At 43.7% G+C, this 16,549-nt stretch carries 14 protein-coding genes; 7 read left to right on the forward strand and 7 right to left on the reverse strand.

What is annotated here, in order from left to right; translation table 11 throughout:
* Nucleotides 1–436 precede the first annotated feature (436 nt).
* Nucleotides 437–685 carry a hypothetical protein gene (locus R2R71_RS12865; RefSeq protein ID WP_316831676.1) on the reverse strand — a complete coding sequence of 83 codons (249 nt, stop codon included), beginning with the start codon at nucleotides 683–685 and terminating at the stop codon, nucleotides 437–439.
* Nucleotides 686–862: 177 nt separating this feature from the next.
* Nucleotides 863–1,207, reverse strand: coding sequence for a hypothetical protein (locus R2R71_RS12870; RefSeq protein ID WP_316831677.1), 345 nt, complete (start codon nucleotides 1,205–1,207; stop codon nucleotides 863–865).
* A 413-nt stretch (nucleotides 1,208–1,620) separates the two neighbouring features.
* Between R2R71_RS12870 and R2R71_RS12875 the strand changes: the two genes are divergently transcribed.
* Nucleotides 1,621–3,174: an ATP-binding protein gene (locus R2R71_RS12875; RefSeq protein ID WP_316831678.1), complete on the forward strand. Its 1,554-nt coding sequence runs from the start codon at nucleotides 1,621–1,623 to the stop codon at nucleotides 3,172–3,174.
* The gene (locus R2R71_RS12880) at nucleotides 3,161–3,529 is read left to right on the forward strand and encodes a response regulator (RefSeq protein ID WP_316831679.1); all 369 of its coding nucleotides are present in this window, start codon (nucleotides 3,161–3,163) and stop codon (nucleotides 3,527–3,529) included. The genes R2R71_RS12875 and R2R71_RS12880 overlap by 14 nt, the downstream gene beginning before the upstream one ends.
* A 332-nt stretch (nucleotides 3,530–3,861) precedes the next feature.
* Here R2R71_RS12880 and R2R71_RS12885 read toward each other — a convergent pair whose 3' ends face one another.
* A complete protein-coding gene (locus tag R2R71_RS12885) occupies nucleotides 3,862–4,554 on the reverse strand; it encodes a DUF421 domain-containing protein (protein ID WP_316831680.1) in 693 nt (230 codons plus the stop codon).
* A gap of 696 nt (nucleotides 4,555–5,250) precedes the next feature.
* On the opposite strand from R2R71_RS12885, the gene R2R71_RS12890 reads away from it, so the two are divergent.
* Both R2R71_RS12890 and R2R71_RS12895 read left to right on the forward strand, forming a co-directional pair.
* Nucleotides 5,251–5,631 carry a response regulator gene (locus R2R71_RS12890; RefSeq protein ID WP_316831681.1) on the forward strand — a complete coding sequence of 127 codons (381 nt, stop codon included), beginning with the start codon at nucleotides 5,251–5,253 and terminating at the stop codon, nucleotides 5,629–5,631.
* Nucleotides 5,632–6,642: 1,011 nt separating this feature from the next.
* Nucleotides 6,643–7,734 carry a PAS domain-containing sensor histidine kinase gene (locus tag R2R71_RS12895; RefSeq protein ID WP_316831682.1) on the forward strand — a complete coding sequence of 364 codons (1,092 nt, stop codon included), beginning with the start codon at nucleotides 6,643–6,645 and terminating at the stop codon, nucleotides 7,732–7,734.
* A 31-nt stretch (nucleotides 7,735–7,765) separates the two neighbouring features.
* Here the strand turns inward: R2R71_RS12895 and R2R71_RS12900 are convergent, their stop codons facing one another.
* Nucleotides 7,766–8,860, reverse strand: a complete 1,095-nt coding sequence (locus tag R2R71_RS12900) for an AI-2E family transporter (protein ID WP_316831683.1) — start codon at nucleotides 8,858–8,860, stop codon at nucleotides 7,766–7,768.
* Between the two features lie 732 nt (nucleotides 8,861–9,592).
* A complete protein-coding gene (locus R2R71_RS12905; protein WP_316831684.1) occupies nucleotides 9,593–9,994 on the reverse strand; it encodes a PleD family two-component system response regulator in 402 nt (133 codons plus the stop codon).
* A 1,999-nt stretch (nucleotides 9,995–11,993) separates the two neighbouring features.
* Here R2R71_RS12905 and R2R71_RS12910 point away from each other — a divergent pair.
* The gene (locus R2R71_RS12910; protein WP_316831685.1) at nucleotides 11,994–12,362 is read left to right on the forward strand and encodes a hypothetical protein; all 369 of its coding nucleotides are present in this window, start codon (nucleotides 11,994–11,996) and stop codon (nucleotides 12,360–12,362) included.
* Nucleotides 12,346–13,542 carry a YihY/virulence factor BrkB family protein gene (locus tag R2R71_RS12915; RefSeq protein WP_316831686.1) on the forward strand — a complete coding sequence of 399 codons (1,197 nt, stop codon included), beginning with the start codon at nucleotides 12,346–12,348 and terminating at the stop codon, nucleotides 13,540–13,542. The genes R2R71_RS12910 and R2R71_RS12915 overlap by 17 nt, the downstream gene beginning before the upstream one ends.
* Before the next feature lie 64 nt (nucleotides 13,543–13,606).
* Here the strand turns inward: R2R71_RS12915 and R2R71_RS12920 are convergent, their stop codons facing one another.
* Complete coding sequence (locus R2R71_RS12920) at nucleotides 13,607–13,744, reverse strand: hypothetical protein (protein ID WP_316831687.1); 138 nt, start codon at nucleotides 13,742–13,744, stop codon at nucleotides 13,607–13,609.
* Between the two features lie 252 nt (nucleotides 13,745–13,996).
* Here R2R71_RS12920 and R2R71_RS12925 point away from each other — a divergent pair, with 252 nt between their 5' ends.
* On the forward strand, nucleotides 13,997–14,122 hold the full coding sequence (locus R2R71_RS12925) for a hypothetical protein (protein WP_316831688.1): 126 nt from the start codon (nucleotides 13,997–13,999) through the stop codon (nucleotides 14,120–14,122).
* 1,009 nt (nucleotides 14,123–15,131) lie between these two features.
* Here R2R71_RS12925 and R2R71_RS12930 read toward each other — a convergent pair.
* Nucleotides 15,132–16,214 (reverse strand): AI-2E family transporter, encoded by a 1,083-nt coding sequence (locus tag R2R71_RS12930; protein ID WP_316831689.1) that lies wholly within the window; start codon nucleotides 16,212–16,214, stop codon nucleotides 15,132–15,134.
* Nucleotides 16,215–16,549: the final 335 nt, after the last annotated feature.

Raw genomic sequence — 16,549 nt, forward strand, 5'->3', positions numbered from 1 at the left:
AATTTTCTATGCTAGGACACCGTTTTAAATTTCTTCATAGCCAATTCCGTGCGAAAGATGATAAGCATACGCTGGAGCACTGGTCAAAAAAAACTGCAGAAAATGTTGTCTTCTGCAGCCTAATTATCTAAATTAATCATATCCTCCATCCAAAGGATGTATTTACCTTAACATTTAAGTACATCAAAAAGTTTTGAGTTTGCTTATTTATCGCCCCCGCTTTTCCCGATATCGGCCGATATTGTGCAGTCCGTTTGCACCAGTTATTCTCAAGGGCCAGGTGGAGCGAGATGTGATTGCTTACTAAAATATTCGCTGTCTGCATACCAGGGATGATCCAGGGGCATGGGAATAAGTTTAAAAGGGGGCATGCTGAAACGTAATCGCTCCTTTTCTGACTTCACAGTATCTTTCACATCTGATTCCGAAGGATTGATTATTGCAACATATTCAAGAGTACCTGTATGCGTTCCAAAGGGCAGTTTATGCTCGGTAAGGTTTTGATCATCCGGTTCAGCCAGGCTTTGAGCTGAGCCTCTCCTCCGCCCAGAGGTTTTGGCAGGTGCAGGTAAAGATTACCGCTACCATACATCGCCTTTACCGATGGATAACTGGCGTTGATATCGTGGGCCAGTCTAGCCCCATAGGGGTTGACCCCGCATCGTAATTGTTCTTTTAAATCCATAATGTACTGTTTTTAAGCAAACTTGCCTGATAATCGAGCGGATTAGGTGTTATTCGGAAATGCTCTACTTCAAAAAAAGGCCAGCAGACATGCTGCTGGCCATTACCACTAAAACTGTAAACGACGTATATTCATATTCAATAACTCTAAAGTTGCGAAATAGTTTGATAAAGTTGCTCATATCTTCGCGGACCCTTGCACGTTAGGCTGCTTATAGCCTCGAAGCCGCTCCACGCTCCAAGGATTTCCCCCGGATGCTTGGGCAGTAACCTGTCCAGTTGCAAACGCCTTTTTAACATAGCTCACCACCGGGTCAGAAGCGGAGGCATTACGCAAATGCGCTTTCAACTTGATTTCCCAGTTGTCCACCGCCTCTGCTGCGGTGCGGCCCCTAGCGGCGATCGACTGATTGACATCGGCAGGGAGCACGCATTGGTAACCTTGCTGATCGGCATAGACCTCGGCACCTAACTTTTCAGCGATGCCCCCCAGGCTAAGGACTTGTTTTTCTTTTTCAGGCATGTGATCCTCCTTTTTTATTTGATGGCCTTCCCAATAGCGCGTACTCAATGCGCGCCCGCTATCCTCTAATGCCACAACAATTCACACAACAAATGGTTTTGAATCGACTTGTTTTAAAAAATGGCCTCGACCTATGGACTTTTGGACCTGGTAAGGATTACATTTGTTGGAAGAATAAATTGTGAAGTTCTTTTGCGCTATTATCATCCCCTTAAGATTTGCTGGGAGTTCAAGTGCATTCAACAATCCGCTTTCATCACCTTAGCTTAAATACGAGTTATGCTAAGTAGGTCCATGTTTTCAATCGTACGCATAGCAGTTGTAAAATCCACCTGACGAGGTTTTGGTCACTGGAAATGTTTATCTTGAAAACTTTTTACCCCCGGTAAAGGTTATCTCCTCAAAGAAAAAATTTGGATACTAGAAATAAAGACCAAGGCGCTGGACCCAAAAGTTCCACCCTTAATGATTCAGCGCTGCTAGGCCTCGCCCTCGATGCATCGATATCAGGCATTATCGTCACAGACAATGCGCAACCCGATAACCCGATCATCTATTGCAATGCAGCCTTCGAAAAAATTACGGGCTATGACCAGCCTGAGATCATCGGACACAATTGCCGCTTTCTGCAGGCTGACGACCGCAGTCAGCCTGCGCGGGAGGAACTTGCCAAAGCGATACGCGAAGGCCTGAGTTGCCGCGTGGAAATTCGTAACTACCGTAAAAATGGAGACCTTTTCTGGAATGAGCTGTACATGTCTCCGGTATTTGGCAGCTCAGGCATGATTACCCATTTTATCGGCGTACAAAACGATGTTACTGACCGAAAACGCGCAGAACATGACCTGCGTCAGCAAAAAAGCAACATGGAAAAAAGGATAGAAGAGCGCACCCGCGAACTTCGTGACAGTGAAGCCTTCTTGACCAGTATTATCCAGACGGTAAGAGAAGGATTGCTGGTACTCGACCCAGAGTTTAATGTGCTTAGCGCCAATTTCCATTTTCTTAAAACATTCAAGGTAACCCTAGAAGAAACTATAGGCAAACAGTTATATGAACTAGGCAATCAACAATGGGATATCCCCAAACTCAGGGAGTTGCTTATTAAAATCCTGCCCACCAATAACCCTGTTGTGGATTTCGAGGTAGAGCATGATTTTCCGCATATTGGCAGAAAACTAATGTTGCTTAATGCCTATCGTGTAGAACTTGAAGGTCAGTTCAAAGACCAGATCCTGCTTGCCATTGAAGACATCACCGACAGGAAAGAAATCGAGCGGCGCAAAGACGACTTTCTATCCATTGCCAGTCATGAACTGAAGACCCCCTTAACAACCATCAAGGGGTTCATACAGGTACTTGAAAAAAATATTCCGCCCAGCGCTTCTGAAAAATTTTCACTCACCCTGGGCAAAGTCTCCACCTATGTCGAGCGCCTGAACCAGCTCATCTCGGAACTGCTCGACGTTTCCAAAATCCAGACCGGCAACATCGAGCTGCACAAAGCTTTCTTCGACCTTGATGAGACGGTGCGTGAGGCTGTTAACGCTATCCAGTCTACCGTATCAGGTATAGATATCAAGCTTAGCGGACAAAGCAATAGCAAGGTCCTTGGGGACGAAACCCACATCATCCAGGTGATCAACAACCTTTTGTCAAATGCGATCAAATATGCGCCGGGGAGTAAGTCAGTGGGCGTTCACATCGCCAATCTGGGCGAATTTATCAAAGTTTCCGTACAAGACTATGGGCTTGGAATGAATGCAGAAGATAAAAAACGCGTATTCGAACGTTTTTTCAGAAGTGGCGACATCCAGACGCGTTTCCCTGGAATGGGCATAGGGCTTTATATTTGTGAACAGATTATCAAAAACCATGGCGGCTCGATCTGGGTAGAAACCGAGTTGGGCAAGGGCTCAACCTTTAGTTTCACCTTGCCTAAAGAAGGAGGCAATGATGGGAAATAGAAAAAAAATCCTTATCTGCGATGATGACGAAGGGATTATCGACTTATTGGAGATGATACTTGAGGATACCGGACACGAGATCATACCCGAACAAAATAGCCTCAATGTCAAAGGCCTGATTGATTCGGGTAAACCCGATCTGGTTATACTGGATTTGTGGATGCCAGTGCTCTCCGGAGACCAGGTGCTAGGCATGATCAGAAAAAATCCACTCACCAAAGATCTTCCAGTCATTGTGATTTCAGCAAGTCGCAATGGGGAAGAAATAGCAACAGCGGCTGGAGCAAATGCATTTGTTGCCAAACCATTTGATGTGGACCATCTGCTCCGCATTGTTGAACAATCAATACACTAAGCATCTGGAAAAAACGGGCACCGGGTTTAAACAAATTCAAGTACAGCTTGTTTATAAAACTGTTTGGTGCGGTTTTTTATCCGGATGGATATAAAGCGCATATTCCCCGGCCTGCCCGGTCGGGGATTTCTCGCTATCAACATCGTGGTAAAATGCTATCGATATTTATCCCAGTCGAGCAGGCTTGCCCTTCATGCAAGTCCTTACATGAGCGCCGCTTGGCAGGCAGCGCGATGATGGCCCATCTACAGCCGCGAGGGATTCCAGTTCTTTAGAGGAGTGTTTTTTTGGTAATTGTATCCTGGTGAGATTACCATTCAGTGAAGCGGCTTTTATTCAACCCTTTTTTCGCATAAAGCAGGCACCCAATGGTTATGTCCGCATTTTTTGCAGGCTATTTTCTCGCCAGCGTGGAGAATTTCGACATTCCCACAGAAAGTACACGCATGGCAGCCATCCGCCTGGGCGGATGGCGAAGAGCGCTCAAATAATTTGGGCAGGATGGGCAACCCGTATTTTATCTCTTCATCCGGGAAAAAATAGACGCTCAGGTTTCCCGATGTTTCCAGGATGGCGGTGGATACCTGGCCTAGATGTGATACGCGCTGCTGTCGGAGCTCAGCAAAAAACTCATCCTGAGCCAAGCCTTCCTTTCTAAATTGATCGATCGAGAACTCCCCATTCTCTATCAGATAAGTGGCGCGACCTTCCACCAGGTCATCAAAACGCTTGCTTTTGGCCATCAACCAAGTCGTCAGTCGGTAAGCCCCAACAATGAGTGCAAAAATAATCACAGGAACCAGCAGGCCGATTTCTGCATAGAACATCGGGTCCCCTGCAGCCGAGCCCAGGCTAATAATTACCACCATTTCAAATACCGATAATTGTCGTACCCCACGTTTTCCAAGTAAACGTAAGCCCGCTAATATGATTAAATACATCAATATCGTACGTAGGCAAATTTCCACCAGGAACCCCCAATCCTCATCACCCACAAGCAATTTAGTAAAATCCAATTTTTTCATTAAGTGTTTCTATTAGGCCAATATCATTAACCATAAACAAAATTCATTTCACAATGTTTATCCGCTGCGAAACAGCACCGCTACATCATGTGAGCTGCCACAAACGCAGCCCTGCATAACTCCGCTAGCTATCGGCCAAGGCCTGTCTGAAAGACCTATTCGAACTTGGACCAAGTAATGCAGGTCACCATTCAATACCAAACGACTTCCTATAATATCCGTCCTTTCAGTGCTTTTGTACATTTACTTGATGTAAAAGTATAAATAACTGAATTCCCACCCCTCATCCGCGGCCCATGTTTTTGATCCACATAGCCTGGTAACCGTAGTCTGAAAGGCTAAAGCCAACCCCGCATCACCCGGTGCTAATAGAACCTCGAAAAACACAATCTCATCACAACAGCACCTCTACAGGCCGCTCGCGCAAAAGCCATGCAATGGAAAATAGGCTGAGCGGCAAAAAATACAACCTAAGTGATGGTTCATTCGATCGAAATCAGCCCATAGACGCTCAAAGGCATATCAAGGCAGCTAATAGCCCTTGGCTACCAAAAAAAATGAGCCCATTATGTTTTGTTTTGCCAGCCCAATGGACTGATCAGGAGGATTAATATATAAAAAAATAAAAAATCAGATGGATATTGCTTAGCATATTTTTATTTTTGTATCGCATACGGCTATCCTGAAGGAAAAAAAATGAAAAGAATCCTCGTTGTAGATGATGATCCTAGTATCCTGGCCTCAACCAAGACTGCTTTGGAGCATGAAGGCTTTGACGTACTTGCTATGGCGGATGGGGAAAACATTCTCACTCAGGTAGCAGCCTATCGGCCGGATTTGGTACTGTTGGATTTTAATATAGGCAATTACGGAAATGGCCGGAAAATAGGTGATCAGATTAAAAAACATTTTAACACTTCCCAAATCAGGTTATTGCTTTTTTCTGCAGGCATTTCCGATGAAAGTGAATTGAACCGCAGGCACTTCAGGCACTTCGACGGCTTCATCGCCAAACCATATGACCTTGACGCTATGGTTAACAAAATCCATCAACTAACAGACCAGCAGAAGGTATAGTTTGGATGATACTTTCTGCTGGACACCTGAAAATGCATGGTGATGGGATATGCACCGCTTGCCAATTCTTTGCCGGCAATTTGACGTATGGCCAAAGGAAAAATAAATACGCCTTGCTGCCTACCGATTAACCATAATTTATAGTTTTGTTTGCTGAGCACTGCTCATTTTTGGTGAAATATCTCAATACAGCTGCGGCACAGTGAGCCAATGGCAACCCACAAAATGCCTTGTGCTAAAATCTCCACATCAGTTCCTATCCTGGGCGATGGTTCTGACAATTTAGTCATAACGTTATTAGCGTTTTTTTTTTTTTTTTGATGCTTGCAAACCGCCTGATAATCAGTACCACAAAATTTTTTCTAAAACAAAACTGCATCTTCTCGGCAGAATAGGCATCGGCCTTGCCAAGGCGCTAAAAGTAAATGCAGCAATTAAAACTTAAAACAATTTGCAATAAATTACTATTAAGGAGCGGTTCAGCGCTGCTGAATATCCGCTCCGAAATAAAATTCGCCCCCGGAACCTCGCGTCCCAGTCATCAGGTTTAAAAACCAATGATGGCCAATCATCGATCTATAAAAATGTAAAAAACTGGCGTCCGCTTAAAACGCCAGCGCTTTACAAAACAAAACAACTCCGCTGTACGGGTAGCAGACCGTTCCAGCAGTTTGAGCGGTGATGTGGTTCAGCTACCTGGCGGTTAAATTACAAATCCGCTTCCAATATTGAAAAGTTTATTTATGTATCGTGGCCACGTTTTCTCATTCTTCAAAGATTGCAAACCATATCAAACCAGCGGCAAATAGATAAATTGCTAAAAATATTAGTATATAATAGTTTTTTTAAAGATTTCTATGTAAATTACGTCTTTTATTAAAGTAACGGAAAATCCAGGCTAAAGTAAATTGGTAGTGGCCTTAGACGATGTAGGATATATTAGCGTCTTACAAAGATTAAACTGTAAAATTGTTTCCTGGATATGCCCTTCGCCAACTGAATTTTATTACAATGAGTATAAACAATCTACCAGAGAGCTTACCCCAGTCCGACCAGACCTTTAGCATTACTCAGGAGCATCTCGACATGGCGCTTGCCCATGTTTCACTTGGGTTCTGGGAGGTAAATCTTGCCAATAATTATTATATGACCTGCACCAACCAATGCAAGCGGAATTACGGCTGGGATACTGCCCAACCTTTTAGCTATGAAAACATGTTGAGTCGTATAGTTGAAGAAGATTTGCCTGGTATGCAGGCCTTGGTGGCTAAAGCGGTTGAATCAGCAAGACCTTATTTAGCACAATACCGCGTTCGCTTTCCAGATGGTTCCGTTAGGTGGATTGAGGCGCAGGGTAAAGTTTTCTATCAGGAGGGTGTTCCCGTGAGAATCTCTGGTACTAGCCTGGATATCAGTAGGAGTAAAGAGTTAGAAATTCTTAAGGATGAGCTACTTAACATTGCTATGCATGAGCTAAAAACACCTATTACCGCGGTTAAGGGGACATTCCAGCTTATAGAAAGGCATCTGAATAGTAATAAGGAGCAGAAGCTCGGAGACATGGTCAGCAGGGCGCTGAACTCGGTCAACAGGATCAGCATGCTTCTCCAGGATATGATGGAGCCCATTCTTTCCGGTGAAGAGCGAATTATTCTTAGAAAATCTACCTTCGATATGCTCGAGCTTGTCAAAGAGGTGCGTAGCAATGCAGAAATGCTAAATCCCGCTTCTCGGATCAGTGTTAGCTGCAGTGAGAGAAATGTAGCTATAAATGCGGACCGCTACAAGATCACCCAAGTACTTACTAACCTGCTGAATAATGCTATCAAATTTTCACAGGAAGGAACTCCTATCTTCATTGAAGTCTCCGGTGCTGACCAAAATGTACGCGTAACGGTCAGCGACAAGGGGATTGGAATACCGAAGGAAGACCGTATGAAAATCTTCGAAAAATTTTACCGCGCTGCCCATAGTGAAAAAGTGGATGGACTGGGCATAGGACTTTTTCTCTGTTCTGAAATTGTGCTCCGCCATAATGGTAGGATAGCGGTTGAAGATCAGCGGGAGCAGGGAACGCGAATTGGCTTTACCCTGCCTCGCTGAATCGAACTTTGTAACCAATGGTTTAAAGCAGCTAACTCCCTGTACCTTTGGCTCTACGCCTGCGAAATCTCTTCAGCTGCCCCATGTGTTCTGTAGGAATGCTGTCACCGAGTATTTTGCCCCAGGGTTTAAGCTCCTCAATGCGGTCGAAAACAATCTTGAGTACCGCAATAAATGGTATGGATAGGAACATGCCAGGAATACCCCAAAGTGCGGCGCCCATTAGTACGATGACAATCGAGATCAGTGCATTTATCTGGACCTTTGAAGATACAATCCTTGGGACTAGTATATTATTATCGATAAACTGAATCAGGGCATAGGCTGCGATAATCAACAGCTGCGTAGTAAAGCCATCGCTGGTGAGCGTCGCCATCAGTACAGGTAGGGCAATGGCAATAATTCCTCCAATATATGGCAATAGGTTAAGTATCGCCCCAATTGTACCGATCAAGATTGCATTGGGCACGCCCAGCAGTAAAAGTGCAATAGAATTCATAACCGCCACAATACCAGTTTCTATAAGAAGCCCAACGATATAACTCTGTATCGCAGTTTTGGTTTCACTCAACACCTCGGCGACCTTTCGCTGGTTCTCTTCAGCAAACACCTCATAAAAGAAATTGAGTATAAGCGTTTTATAAAGCATCATTAAAAAAGTGTACACAGGGATCAAGAATATTACACTTAGTACCCCCAAGGCTCCGTTTAGCGTTTGTCCGATGACAGCTTTGCTGCTATTTGCTGCCTCATTGACCATCTGCACCTGCTTTTTAGCCCCAATGCCGAAACTTTGTTCAAGCCACCTTTGTATCAAGATGAGCAGCTCTGAAAGTTTCTGCTTCATCGCATCTACGTTATCAAAGAAATGCGCAATCTGTGCACTTAGAAAATAAGCAAGTGCGGTAATGCCAATAAGAGCAATTAGCATGGAAAGTGTTATCGCCAGGATCTTAGGCACTTTGCGCTCCAGACGGCTACTGATCGGATTGAGCAGGATAGCGATTAATGCGGCAAAAGCTAATGGCACCAGTATATCCCGCAAAACGCTTAGCATGTATATACAGATTACCAGCCCGAGCAGTACCATCGGCGCTTTGATATAAAAAGGGTATTCTTTTTTCATTTTAGAAAATTTATGAGGATAAACAGCTAGGCCGGGCAAATGGTTCTGCTATTGAACGATTTATTTCAGTAAAATCTATTATTGAATAGCAAAAAGAAAAAATAAGCCTGCCGGGTAAGAAAATTTATGCTATTTTCACACCGTCCAAATAGGATACTTTTTATGTAAATTGCCCGTTCCAGGATTGGAAGGGCTTTTTTTGTTCAATAGGACCTATAGCACTTTTAAACCGCAAACAGCGCGGGCAACCTTCGTTGAGCCTGAGCTAATGCTCGGTTATAAATTTAAAACATACACCATGAGGATTTCCAAATAAAACCGCGTTTCTACTGGTCCAGCCTAGGATAAAAACAGGTAATTGTTGAGGTGAGGGGGAATTATCCCTGCGCTATTTATTTGCAGCACAATTCAAATTTCAACGGTAAACCGCTTTACTGAAGATCAGCGTAGCCAGCAGAACCCTACACAAGAGAGATATGAAAGGCTTTCTTAGGTCTTGAATGCCTTGGCGGAACAGCGTCCGGAATGGCCGGGGGGCCAATATTTTCCGGGGTTTTGCTCTCCACCTGACTGGCGTGATGGCGGAGATTTCTACTGTATACTTGCTGATTAATGGATTTAGACACCATACTCCCTACTCATAAATTGCCTTTAAATCCAGATTTAACACTGGGATACAAAAAAATATCACTGGATGTGCCAAATTGTTCCACCTTGAAAGGCTAAAAACAGCTAACCTGCAGTCAGGAGCTCAATGAGGGATAGGGTGGAAACGATGTCAAAAGGCTTTTCAATATAGCCATCCGCACCGCTCAGTTTGTCTTTTTGCTGGAGGAAGCCGGCTGTCATCAATACCACAGGAAGCGTGCTAAAGCGGGGATGGGTTTTGATCTGCCTGCAGAGTGTATTGCCATCGATAATGCCCATAATGATATCTATCATCACCACATCAGGCTCGAATGAGGCGATCAGTTCAAGGACAGCTGCAGCATCACTGGTGGTAAGCACCTGATAATCCTCAAACAACAGTGGGGCAATCTCGAGCAAGGTGGGCTCGTCATCGATGAAAAGTATTTTCTTTTTAATACTGCTTGTCTTAGATTGGCTAAGGTAGATATAAAAATAAATTCGCATAGGGGTATTAATACGCAAATTTACATGCAATATTAACGCGCGGTAACTGGGTGTTTTGCAGTTTATTGGCGCGGATGTACCCTGACTATTTAGCTTTTCGATGGATGCAGTTTACGGGATTGCGATAAAGCCAATAAGCCATTATAAATTAAGGGATGAGGCCGGTAAGCATAGAAGCAAACGCCGTTTCGGTGCGCCTACTCTAGGGTGCCCTGCCGATAATCTGAAAGTTTCGCGGTGGAATCCTTATTGAGCGAATCCCTGAGTTTATCTTGTGCCCTGGCTAAAGAATCCAGTTGTTCATCGTCACGTGTTCGTAGTTTTGAATCATTTACACACGCCCCAGCAGTGATCACTAAGATGCTGATCAGGATATATATTAAATCTCGCTTATCCACTTTGCTTTTGTTTAACTACTTAACAGGCAGTTTGCTAATTAGTTTTAAAAGAATTGTTAAATTTAGCGATGCAAATCTTGAGCGTCGAACTGTTCTGCAGCGTCGGTTCATGTTTGTCAGATAGGAGAAAAAGAAAAGTTCAACGTACCGATCTACACTGAATTTACACCTGCAATTGATACCCATGCGGGCATTTATACGCATTTTTCAACGCCCCGGATATTTTCTATAAATGTTCGATAGATTAATGTATCTTCGTCCCGGCCATCTGGAACTAACTGAGGGTCAGCTTAGAGTCACGGATGGCGAAAGTCTGATTTAGATGGTCTTCCTTCCGGAGAAAGTAAATATTTACAGAACAGGCGGGGTAGAAGTCGCCTGTTTTTTTTTAGCGCTGACTGACCATCCTCAATCTTTGACTCAGTAGAAGTTTTTTTTAAAATAAGCAAAACTATTTCGGTTAATTAAAGTTATAAAGTGGAATAATATTTTTTATCATTCTATGTGTCAGTTAAGCCAACGATTTCCATCGCTGGCTTTTTTATGCCATCAGTAGGGGATGCTAATATCCTGCTTCCGGATTTAGCGGGAGGATATCAAGGATAGTTGATAACATTTATCGAATTGCACGCCTAAAGCTTATGCGCCTATAGCAATCGGGTAAGAGAAAACCATCAGTACTCCTTGCCACGGTCCGTAAATGCTGCGTACCGATTTTGCCGATGAGCTAATTATCATACACAGCAATAGTAGTTTACCTGTGAATGTCTACAGGTATCTCCGTAGGACAAATAAATCAATTTTTTTAGCTTAGCGGTCCGTAGCAGGCCCAGTTAAGTTTATCTAAGATAAGCGTGCGACCGGTATTCCAAAAATTTCAGGCTGCGTAAGTTGATCAAACACTCTTAAAAAACTAAGTCAGCATCACTTTTGAAAGTTCCCAAAAGCCCTCCCGCATACAAGCTGCCGAAAACACTACCATCATTGCAGCCAAAATCAGGCAAACGGCACCCGTTCAAGCCTGTATTTTTTATATTAAAAACTTTTTAATACTCCTTTTTGTTGTATATAAGTGCAGGCTCAGCGCTAGAGCTTAAATAATTTATCCCAACCATGAACCAGGGCAGAAACCAAGTGGAAGTCGAAGTTACCAACAGATTGATGGTGAGCTTCTTGATTGCAATTATATTGTTCACCACTTTAACATTTACCATCAGGCAACTAGCGCCTCACTTTCCCTGGATGATCAAGTTGGAAAAATCTTTCCTCAAAGCGACCAGAGCGTCTAACAGCGTGGACAACAAAAATTAGCAAGGCAACTTAGGCCATGCGTATAATAACCAATTCAACAATCCTTTAAAGATAATTTGGGAAACACTAATTGCTTTTGATTTTGAATGGCTTATATATTTCTATAATATTTTTAAAAACAATCATCGCTAAAGCGGGTTGAAATAAGACATGACTTGCCTCCACATCCCCATATTTGAGGATAACGCTTATCCCGTTTCCGGGCGAGCAGTAGCGGTGGACTGGCAGCATGTGAATAACACCACACCTGCAGGGGTTTCCAATACTTATTATAATGCGATAAACTATAGATGATGATAAAATTCTACAAAGAACTAAAAGAAAGCTTTTTACTCCTGCACCGGCAGTTTGAACTTCGCAGTGAGCTCCTCAAGGATAATATCCTGCTTCAAGTGGCAAAAAGCTTTGCCGATCTAATTTCAAATATGCTAATGAGTATCTGCATATTACTTGCCTTTTTATTCTCCACGATGACGCTGGGTTTTCTACTTTGCGAAGTACTTAAAAATTATGTGCTCGGATTTGGATTGCTTACCCTGTTTTATTTAGTGTTGGCCCTGATTGTATTTAAGAAAGGTTCATTTGTGGAAAAACTTCTCATCAATCTCTCCATTGGTAAATTGCTTTCTAAATTTTTTTATCATGACCCGCAGAAATAACATATCCTCGCTCAGCGATTTACTCATCCATATGCAGCAGATTAAAATGCAGCTTGTTGAAAACCACCTTCAGCTCAAAGAAAAGCTAAGTAGAATTTGGCCTGTAAAAGAGACTTTACCCCATTTAAAAACCCGATCGATGGATGCAACATTAGACCCGAAACTACCTCACAGTAGTGCTTCAACAACCAGCAGCGCCCACAAGAAAATTACCATCAAAGGCTTATGGCATGTGTTACTTGACGCTTTTAAAGGCTTCGGTGACCATAAGGTAACCAAGATGAGCGGTTCACTGGCCTACTACACCGTCTTTTCTATGGGGCCTTTACTCATCGTTGTCATCTCGCTTTGCGGGATATTTATGAAAAAAGAAGCCGCGCAGGGAAAAGTCTTCGATGAGTTAAAAGGTTTTTTGGGAAGCGAAACGGCGATGCAGTTGCAGGATATTATCAAACATGCAGGACTGGGAGATAAGGGTACGATTGCGTTTATTATCGGATCTGTTACGCTACTACTGGGTGCAACAAGTGTATTTGGTGACATCCAAGATTCAATTAATACCATATGGGGTATCAAACCCAAGCCTAAAAGAGGTTGGTTAAAGCTTCTGCAGAACCGCTTTTTGTCTTTCTCGGTGATCATCTCATTAGGTTTTTTGCTGCTCGTTTCCCTTAGCGTTACAGCAGTGCTTGATGGTTTCAGCAATAGACTGCAGGCACGTTTTGCAGATATATCAGTTATTATTTTCTACATTTTTAATACACTGCTCACCCTGGCGGTGATTTCCACGATTTTCGGCGTGATTTTCAAGGTCCTGCCTGATGCAGCCATACGCTGGAAGGATGTAATTGCCGGTGCGATGGTGACTGCGCTGCTTTTCATGGCCGGAAAGTTTGGGATCTCGGTGTATATCGCGCAAAGTAATGTAGGGGGTACCTATGGTGCTGCTGGCTCTCTGGTTGTACTGCTGCTATGGACTTACTATTCTTCAATCATACTCTATTTTGGTGCAGAATTTACCAAAGCCTATGCCGTGGCATATGGATCGGAAATCCGGCCGAATCACTACGCAGTTACCATTCAGGAAGTGGAAATTGAGCAAGGTGGCAAATCTGTACAGGCAGCCCAGCGAGAAAGTCTGGCTTCCGATAGTCCAAAGTCGCCAATCTCCACGCCTTAATCCAAGATTATAATGCACTTTTTATCGAACGCAGGAGTTAAGCTGGTCTCAACTTACTCAACGATTAATCAGGACTCACCACCCCTAGGAATAACTGTCCAGGCGATCCCTGAAGCTGATGCAAGGCCAGGCAAGAATCAGCTGTAACCATGCCACCTGCCTTTAAAAAGGCATCACCAGCACTGGCGAAGGCTTTTACCACTGAATTTTGATTACCAATAAAAGCGAAGCTACTAAGGGGTAGGATTTAAGCTAACAAGGTCAAAATGCTCGGGCGGCTAGAATGATTAGCTAAAAACCCATGGTTAGGATGCTAAAAACTGAAAGTGCAGCCATAATTCCCAACTTCACAGCACTACGGGCAATAATTTTCACTTATTCCCACACCGCCTGGGAATTCTGCCAAACTATTATATCCTTGGGATGGTTTTAGTAAATATATAATAATAAAACTATGGAAAAAAAAGAAACCAAATCACAGGCGTCCAAGGAGATGCGTGATCCGAAAACTTCGAAACAGGAAAAATCCCAAGCTGCCAAGACGCTGAGTGGTTCTGCCAAGAAAACATCAAAAAAATAACTACTTTAGGCGCATATTGTTATGCGCCTTTCTTTTAACGCACGGCTTCTGATGTGCGTTGTCTAAGGCGATATTTATAGTCTTCAAGTATAATAATGGGCAGAGTGTAACGTAATCAAGACCCACATCCTAAAGTTAGACCTCTACATCGAGTGTATCTTTCTCCTGTTGTCAATACAGTCCTGCCCAGGCGGCTTACTTCTATTTGCGCACGCGATGAGCGGCCGATAACCGGAATTTTTATTGATGCGCCTCAAGGCAAGCAAGAGTAACCCGTTGAGCAAGGGTTTGCCGGCTATTGACTTGGGATAAAGCAATTTTGGTAGCCGTATATTCTGCCAGATTTTTTTATTTAAGCTTGCGTACCGCTTACCCAGAGGGTGAACACCTCGGAGCTTTCCCTTTGCCGCTGTGTTCATCCCTGGTCGCCAAGCCGTCAGGTTTAGCCAGGATCTTTATTGCGCACTCGGAATTACCCGGTAAGTTGCATCAGTGAGCGATGCTAACCCAAAATAAATTTTCAAATATAGTCGCCTTTTTTCATGCGAAATGCTGAGCAGATCACTAAGAAAGATTTCGATTTCCCGAGGCATGCCCATAGCGCTTCCTTTTGGAAAACTGGCTACAATTTTGACTCGCCAATCAGGCAGTCAGGTTACTGGCTCACATCGTATTAGTTGACTTTTCAGGATTCTGCCCTGCGCATCGTATCCCAGTCCAACACTTTAATTATCAATGTTCTGGCCGACTAGGGCAAGAAGTCACAGTTATAATCAGAGCGAATTTAGTGCCCCGCCCGGTAACCAGCATACACAAGGGAGGTTGGGCAAAGCAATGCTAACGTGTTTCGCTCATGCGTGTCCTAGGGTCATAAATTTGTTCCTTAAACTTTTCTGGTTACATTCAATACCGCTGACAGGAAAAGACCATGGAACCTTAATGGAAAGATAACACTGCAGTTTTTCTGATGCGACTAAAAGCCCTCACCTTCCCGGTGATACTGTCAGCCTCATCGGGAAACAACGCTATTGGTTCGGTGCTCAAGTTCGGGATCATCTGGGAATCGCGAGAGGTAAAATTCCTGATAGTATGCTTTGATAATCGCAGCAAGCGGGGTAGCCAGTAATGCTCCGGTAAGACCAAAAGCAGTTCCCATTGCCAACAGTAAAAACAGGGAGGACATGGGATGGATGTTCATCGTAGATGAGCGGAGTTTAGGCATCAAAAAGTCCGCAATAAGTTCATTAAGTAACAAAAAGAAACCTAAACACCATAAGGCTGTTCCCGGGCTTACAGACAGCGCGACCAGCGTAGGGGGAATTGCCATGATGTAAAAGCCAATCTTTGGAATAAGTTCGGAGAAAAATGCAAGCGCAGCCCATACCAGCGCACCAGGAACCGACATCAAGGTGAGGAAACCATAAACAAGTACCGCCTCAATTGCCCCTCCTATGAGATTGGATTTCATCCAGCCTACAAGCATTATGGAAGTGTGCTTCATAGCGGCGGCTGCTTTCCCCCGTTGGTGCAGGGGAAATACAGTAAGGTACATCCCGATTACCGGGCCAGGGTTGCCAACAAAGAAGACCACCATGCAGATGAATACGATAAAGACGAATATCCCGCCAAGAACAGAAAACGAAAAATTCCCAATCCCCATCACCGTGTTACCAACAGATGGCATTGCAGCGGAAATAGAAGTACCGCTTTCGCCGATCTCTTTACGGAGCTCCGGGAATTTTTTCAGGAGACTATCCAGGTAACTTGATACGCTCGCATAATATTTTGGAATGTTACCTATAAGTACATCCAGCTGATCACTCAGGTGAGGAACGACCATCCAGCCCAGAAGCGCGGTAATTCCAAAAATGATCAGAAAGATAATTAAAGATGCCTGCCATCGCTGAAAGCCCCTTTTTTGCAAGTGACTCACCGGCGCATTGATAATTAGTCCTATAACCAGGGCAAAGATACCAAGCAAGACCACGCTGAGGATTTTGGAAAGGAACCAGAGCAGCACCAGAAGTCCTGCAGTATAGAGAATCGCAGAGGTCAGGGTCCTAAAAAGACCCTCGTTCGTTTTAATATTCATGTCCTATCTGAACCTTGGTCGGTAAGAAAATGTTTGCAAAAATAACAAAGCTTTTTGAGCAAAGGGACCAGAACTGGTGTAAGGAATAGATAACGAGCTTCGCGCGATAGACCATAAGCATGGACAATTTCGAAGATCAGCCGTTACTGCGATAACTGTTAAGGCTGCAATATGGCCTGGAATATGCCTAATTAGCCAAAAGCGGTAAAGACATTATTACCCAGCACAAGTTATGGCTTGCTCCATTGAGTTACCTTGATAAGGTCAGCTTTAAACTGTTCTTTGGATTTACTAACGGCCAGAGCCTCCGGGATTTAAATCGTTTTTGTGATAGG

Origin of the sequence: Pedobacter aquatilis, assembly GCF_032678405.1 — a bacterium.
Lineage (GTDB): Bacteria > Bacteroidota > Bacteroidia > Sphingobacteriales > Sphingobacteriaceae > Pedobacter > Pedobacter aquatilis_A.

Coding starts and splice junctions, on each gene's coding strand:
- R2R71_RS12865 (WP_316831676.1), bottom strand. CDS start 685: ATGGATTTAAAAGAACAATTACGATGCGGGGTCAACCCCTATGGGGCT.
- R2R71_RS12930 (WP_316831689.1), bottom strand. CDS start 16,214: ATGAATATTAAAACGAACGAGGGTCTTTTTAGGACCCTGACCTCTGCG.
- R2R71_RS12915 (WP_316831686.1), top strand. CDS start 12,346: ATGACCCGCAGAAATAACATATCCTCGCTCAGCGATTTACTCATCCAT.
- R2R71_RS12880 (WP_316831679.1), top strand. CDS start 3,161: ATGATGGGAAATAGAAAAAAAATCCTTATCTGCGATGATGACGAAGGG.
- R2R71_RS12885 (WP_316831680.1), bottom strand. CDS start 4,554: ATGAAAAAATTGGATTTTACTAAATTGCTTGTGGGTGATGAGGATTGG.
- R2R71_RS12910 (WP_316831685.1), top strand. CDS start 11,994: ATGATGATAAAATTCTACAAAGAACTAAAAGAAAGCTTTTTACTCCTG.
- R2R71_RS12900 (WP_316831683.1), bottom strand. CDS start 8,860: ATGAAAAAAGAATACCCTTTTTATATCAAAGCGCCGATGGTACTGCTC.
- R2R71_RS12870 (WP_316831677.1), bottom strand. CDS start 1,207: ATGCCTGAAAAAGAAAAACAAGTCCTTAGCCTGGGGGGCATCGCTGAA.
- R2R71_RS12905 (WP_316831684.1), bottom strand. CDS start 9,994: ATGCGAATTTATTTTTATATCTACCTTAGCCAATCTAAGACAAGCAGT.
- R2R71_RS12890 (WP_316831681.1), top strand. CDS start 5,251: ATGAAAAGAATCCTCGTTGTAGATGATGATCCTAGTATCCTGGCCTCA.
- R2R71_RS12925 (WP_316831688.1), top strand. CDS start 13,997: ATGGAAAAAAAAGAAACCAAATCACAGGCGTCCAAGGAGATGCGTGAT.
- R2R71_RS12895 (WP_316831682.1), top strand. CDS start 6,643: ATGAGTATAAACAATCTACCAGAGAGCTTACCCCAGTCCGACCAGACC.